The following is a 6,417-nucleotide window of genomic DNA, read 5'->3' on the forward strand; positions in this document are numbered from 1 at the left end:
TTCAAGAAAAATATTTTTTTGGAAAAAAAAGAAAAAAATAGTTAAAAAATCCTTACTAACCTAGTAGGAAAAGGAAAATAAAAATAATTACGAAATAAACTTAAATTAATTAATCAATAACTTATATTTTCTCTATTCATTTTAGTTCAAATTTATCATTGTTCAATTATTCAGAAAACTTAATTTGCATGAAACAGTACAACATCAACAACAGCAGATTACTACTTCTGTCTTTATTTTGCTGGTTATGGGTAATGAGTGCCTTGGCACAAAATGTTTCCATATCTGGTAAAGTTATCAGTGCAGAAGACAAGCAAGGTCTCGCAGGTGTTACTGTAAACATCAAAGGGACAAGCACAGCTACCACTACTGATTTTGAGGGAAACTACAAAATTGAAGCCCCTCAAGGTAGTATTTTGGTTTTCAGCTATGTAGGCTTCAAGTCGCAAGAAATTCCCGTAGGGACTTCTACTACCATAGACGTAATCTTAGAATCTGACACTAAGTTAGAGGAAGTGGTAGTAGTTGGTTATACCACTGTACAGAAAAAGGATGTTACAGGAGCAATTACTAGCCTTACTCCTAAGGATTTTAACCAAGGTCCTATTACTAGCCCCTTGCAACAACTCAACGGCAGAGCAGCAGGCGTTGCCATCAACCAAGTAGGTAGTGAGCCAGGGGTAAATCCTACTATCCGTATCCGTGGTATTACCTCATTGATTGGTGGTAATGACCCACTTGTGGTAATTGACGGTGTTCAAGGAAATTTGGGACTTTTGAATCAATTACCTCCAAATGAAATTCTATCAATTGACATCTTAAAAGATGCTTCCGCTACGGCTATTTACGGTTCTCGCGGTGCAGCGGGAGTTATTGTAGTTACTACTAAAAAAGGTAGCCCTGACCAAACTTCCTTAGAATATAGTGGCGTACTTTCAGTAGAAAGCATTGCTAAAAAGTATGATATGCTTTCTGCTAACGAATATCGTGCCTTAGCTGAAAAAAGAGGAATTACAGGATTTGACCTTGGTGGAAATACCGACTGGTTCAAAGAAATCTCTCGCACAGGTTATACCCAAAACCATAACTTGGCCTTCTCTTCAGGAAGCAAGAATTTTAACTACCGTGCCTCTATTACAGGAATTTTTCAGGAAGGAGTAATCATAAAATCTAATTCCGAAAATTATATTGGACGTATCCAAGCCACACAAAAAGCAATAGATAATCGCTTGACCTTAACCTATAACCTAAACATGAATGTTTTGAATCGCAACTATAATGCGGGAGCTATTGGCGGAGCCATCAGCACACGACCCACCAACCCTATTTTTAACCCTGATGGTACTTATTTTATAGACAATACCTTGTTTAACTATACCAACCCCGTAGCCCGCGCCCGAGAAATTTATGACAATGAGCGATTCAATAATTTCTTTAGTAGTGTACGAGCCGAATACGAAATTCTTGACGGTCTAACTGCTACTTTGTTTGGTTCTTGGCGCAAAGAGAATAGAGAATATGGTAGCTATAAATCAAGAATTACCGATTTTGAAGGCAGGCAAAATAATGGTGTTGCTCGGCGTTCTACTAACTTAGCTAACGAACGATTGCTTAATCTCATTTTGAACTACAATAAAAATATCGGCGACCACAGCTTCGGCATAACAGGCGTATACGAATGGCAAAAACAAATCTATGAAGGACAAAATACATTAGGTATCAATTTCCCTAATGATTTGTTAGGGGTAAATGCTATCCAAAATGCAGGCTCATTCTCATTACCAGGCGACCAAACCGTATATCCTAACTCTTACAAAAATGATAGAACTTTGGTATCCTTTTTAGCTCGTGCTAATTATGCCTTCAAAGGTAAATACCAAGCTACCGTGAGTTTCCGACGTGATGGTGCCTCCGTATTTGGAGCAAATAATAAATGGGCAAACTTCCCCTCTTTCTCTTTAGCTTGGAGTGCTACAGAAGAGGATTTTATTAAAAACTTAGGCATATTTGATAACTTAAAAATCCGCGCAGGTTTTGGAGTTACAGGTAATCAACAAGGCTTAGGGCCTTTGAACTCTGTACTCTTAGCAGGTAATGCAGGAAATACCTTTTTTGCAGGGCAACTCATTCGTAACTTTGCCATTACCCAAAATGCTAATCCTAATCTCCGCTGGGAAACCCGCGAAATGTATAACGCAGGAATTGATTTCACTATCCTGAAAAATAAACTTAGCGGTACTATTGATTATTTTTATGGCACTACTAAAGACCTCTTATTCGGCTATCAAGTACCTGTACCTCCTTTCCCTTTTGGAAGCATTACGGCTAATGTAGGTAGTGTACTTAACCAAGGAATAGAACTTACACTCAACTACAATCTTATCAATACTGATGACCTAAGTGTAAATCTAGGAGGTAACTTTACCTCTATCCGCACTACTGTAACGGAATTAAGTGGTTCCTTACCTGATGGTACACCTCTTAAAACCGACTATGTAGGCTGGGGAGGCGTAGATTTGATTGGAGTAGGCGGACAAAATAATGATATGTCCTATCTTATTAAAGGAAAACCGCTTGGTACGTTCTACCTCTTCAAACACATAGGAGTGGATGATAATGGAAATCAATTGGTAGATGATGTAAACGGTAACGGAAAAATAGACCAAGGTCGTTTAAGCGAAGACCGATTCATTGCTGGGCAAGTACTCCCTAAATTTACTTATGCCTTTACTCCTTCTGCACGCTATAAAGATTTTGATATTAACATCGTTTTGCGTGGAGCTTATGGGCACAAAATATACAATGCTCGCAGAGCTCAGCTGAGTCTACTCAACCGTGTGGGGCAATCTAACGTATTAGCTGGAGCAGCAGATATTGGTATGGTGAATGTAAACGATGCAAGTGCGACTGATTATTGGCTAGAAGACGGTGGGTTTACCCGCCTAGAAAACCTAACCATTGGCTATAATGTAAAAACAAGCGGGTGGAAATATGTAAGTAACTTACGTGTGAGTTTCACTACTAATAACCTATTTGTTATCACACGTTACAAAGGAATTGACCCTGAGATCAATGTTAGCGGCGGCGGCGGTTCAGGAATTGATACAGGTATTTATCCTCGTACACGTGCCTTCGCACTCGGATTGAATGTAACATTCAAGTAGAATGAAAATATAAACCTGTGAAATTTTGGAGAACTACAAAATTTCATAGGTTTAGTGGAAAAAATACAAATTTCTCAAACAAAAAAATTGAAAAAATAGTACAAAAGTGAAAATTAATCAAAAAAATATAAAAAATATGAAACAATTACTATATTTTCTGATAGCAGTTATTATTCTTAGCGTATCAAGTTGTACGAAACTTGATGAAGGAATATATGACCGATACGTAGCAGACCAATTTTACGCTACGCCTGCAGGAGCAGAAGCAGCACTAGCTGATATTTACAAAGAAATGCGCGGAGATTGGGGCGGCATCGGCGTTGCAGGAGCAGACCGAGGCTGGTATGACCTCAACGAAACTTGTACCGATGAAATGATGATTCCTACCCGAAGCGATGGAGCCTGGGCTGACAATGGCATCTGGATACAGATGTATACTCATACCTGGACCGCAGGGCAAGCCTTTATTGACAATACCTGGAATTGGCTCTACCGAGCTATTTTCAAAGCAAATTTAGCTATTGAACTCTTAACCAAAGCCAAAGCTAACGAAGCGTTTATTGCCGAAGCCAAAGTGTTACGTGCTTTCTTCTATTATTTATTGTTAGATGGTTGGGGAAATGTACCTATTGTAACTGATTCTAAAACCTTAGTAAAAGATGTAAATCAGTCTTCACGTACCGAAGTGTACAATTTTGTAGTTAGAGAATTAACTGAAAACATAGATAAACTACATACGCCTACTGCTAGCGAAAAGCAAAGCAGCTATTATAACCGTTTCCATAAATGGGTAGGTTATACCATACTAGCAAAGGTATATCTGAATGCACAAGTTTATACTGGTACAGCACGCTTCAACGAAGCCTTGAATGCTTGTAATAGAATCATTAACGAGGGAGGTTATTCACTTATTCCTGGTGCGGACTACTTAGATAGAGGGAGCAAAGGATTATTCGGACAAACTTGCAACACCCAAGAAACTATCTTTGGTATCTTTATAGATGGTGAAAAAGCACCTCGTAACATCATTGGCATTAGAACACTCTACGGACCACACGGAAATGCACTCTTTGGATTTAGTACCTGGAATGGGGCAACAGTCCATCAAGATTTCTATAATAAGTACAATGCCCAAGATATTCGCAGACAACAGTGGCTTGTAGGACCACAACCTGGCAGCACAAATTATTCCTTGAATATTAGTAGTTTGACAAGTGCAGGAGTACAAGAAGGAGCAAGAAATGCTAAGTTCTTACCTGTACCTCCTTACAATGGTGGTGCTGCTTCTAATGACTTCCCTGTCTACCGCTTTGCAGATATTATTTTGATGAAAGCTGAGTGTTTGTTACGTACAGGAAACGTTGCCGCAGCTACCGAAGAGCTCAATAAAATTCGAAATAGAGCAGGTTTACCTAATTTTACAGGTACACTTACTTTAGATGAAATTTATGATGAACGTGGACGTGAACTTTGCTGGGAAGGACACAGAAGGCAAGATATGATTCGCTTTGGAAAGTTCTTACAACCTCACGACTTTAAGACTTCCACAAGCCCTAGTACTTATATTCTGTTCCCTATTCCTGCCAGTGCGATTGCTGCAAATCCTACTTTGAGGCAAAACCCTGGTTATTAATCTAAACAATACTCAAATTCCTAAAAAGCCTATAGGGCTTATTAAAGCCTTATGGGCTTTATTGAAAAAAAAATGAAACAAATTACAATATATAAAAATATAAACCCAAAACCGTACAAAATACTATGAAAAAAGTAGCACTATTAGTCTTATCCTTCTGCCTTTTTACGGCATTGCTCGTAAGTTGTAAAAAAGATAACGTGGATCCTTCAATTAACGCTTTAGAAATCAATGAGTTTGACCTCATTCAAGTCACTGAAGGACAACCATTCGTACCAGTACGTATTCAAGCCCAAGATAACAGAGGAATTAGCAGTATAGAGATTACCATTACCAAAGAAAATGAAACTGAGCCTGTGGCTAAGAATAGCTTAAAGAACATAATTACTAACAGCATTCGTAACTTGGTTATCAATGTAGATTTTCCTACTAATAACATCGCTCCCAAAGGATTTTATATCATCTCTTATACCGTAACAGATAGAAGTGGTAAGAAAAACACTGTATCTTACAAAGTGTTTATTCAGAACAATTACGCACCTTTCAGTACTGCTCCTTGCACTTTCCCTGCTAATATAATCAACGCTCCCTTAGCTGAAGGTAAAAACGTACGATTATTCATTGTTACTCCAAGTAGTACTAATGGAGAAGATATTTATATAAGTGGTAATTTTGAAGGAAGTGTATCAGGTTGTAGCGGTAACTGGACAGGAGGAGGTTGCCCTTCTCTCAAACCTATAAAATTACAAGGTAGCAACACTTGTTATTATCTTGATATAAAACTGGATAACAATTCTGAATTCAAAGTTACGCGAGGTAGCTGGGGTTCTGTAATGAAAAAGGCTAATGGAGATGAAGTTCCTAATTTGATTTGGAATCGTAAAAATCGTCAGGTAATTTATGTAGAAAAATGGGCAGATAGAAGTGGAACCCTAACTCCTCCAGCTCCTGGTGACCCCGTGTTGCCTTTTGAAGCTATTAAGCCAGGCATGGCTACTGTAGTGCTTAATGTAGGTTCTATTGATGATAATGCAGATTATTACTTTATTCCAAGAAACTCTACTGACCCTTCCAAAGCAATTAAAGCCTTCCCCGTAGAATTAACTACACGCATTGCCGCACCTATCCCTAAACAAGCAGGACAATACGAGGTAATTAAGACCCCTAAGACAGGAAATATCGTATTTACAAATAAAGCAGTTACCTCTGAGCCACCAAATCCTAATATCTTTGTGCTTACAATGACAGATAATAAGCAGGTAAATATTATCAATGCTAATGCCATAGGATTTATTAGTGATTTTATGCCTAATGATTTGTATGTTACAGGCTCAGGTGTACCAAGTGGCTGGACTAATACCCCTCCTGCTTCTCAAAGATTTACTAATAAAGGCAATGGTATATTTGAACTACCTTCGGTGAATATTATTCCTAATGCTCAAATTAAGTTTCTACCTGTTCATGGTCAATGGAATCCACAGTTTAGTGTAGGTACTGCTGACCCAGGTAATTTAACAGGTAGTATAATTCGCGCTGATGCCACCCCTATTCCTACACCTGCCGTAGGTGGTGCTTACAAAATAGAGGTAAATTTTGTAACATATAGATATACCTTTACAA

3 protein-coding genes are annotated in these 6,417 nt (G+C 38.4%); all 3 read left to right on the plus strand.

Annotated elements, in window-relative coordinates:
- Window positions 1–254: 254 nt before the first annotated feature.
- Window positions 255–3,164 carry a TonB-dependent receptor gene (locus NZ519_01890; GenBank protein MCS7027491.1) on the plus strand — a complete coding sequence of 970 codons (2,910 nt, stop codon included), beginning with the start codon at window positions 255–257 and terminating at the stop codon, window positions 3,162–3,164.
- A gap of 136 nt (window positions 3,165–3,300) precedes the next feature.
- Window positions 3,301–4,797, plus strand: coding sequence for a RagB/SusD family nutrient uptake outer membrane protein (locus NZ519_01895; protein MCS7027492.1), 1,497 nt, complete (start codon window positions 3,301–3,303; stop codon window positions 4,795–4,797).
- A gap of 173 nt (window positions 4,798–4,970) precedes the next feature.
- Window positions 4,971–6,417: hypothetical protein (locus NZ519_01900; GenBank protein MCS7027493.1), on the plus strand; the 1,447-nt coding region annotated here is incomplete at its 3' end.

This window comes from Bacteroidia bacterium (assembly GCA_025056095.1).
Taxonomy (GTDB): Bacteria; Bacteroidota; Bacteroidia; order JANWVE01; family JANWVE01; genus JANWVE01.

Excerpts from the sequence above, each read along its gene's own strand:
- NZ519_01890 (MCS7027491.1), top strand. The coding sequence starts at position 255 with ATGAGTGCCTTGGCACAAAATGTTTCCATATCTGGTAAAGTTATCAGT.
- NZ519_01895 (MCS7027492.1), top strand. The coding sequence starts at position 3,301 with ATGAAACAATTACTATATTTTCTGATAGCAGTTATTATTCTTAGCGTA.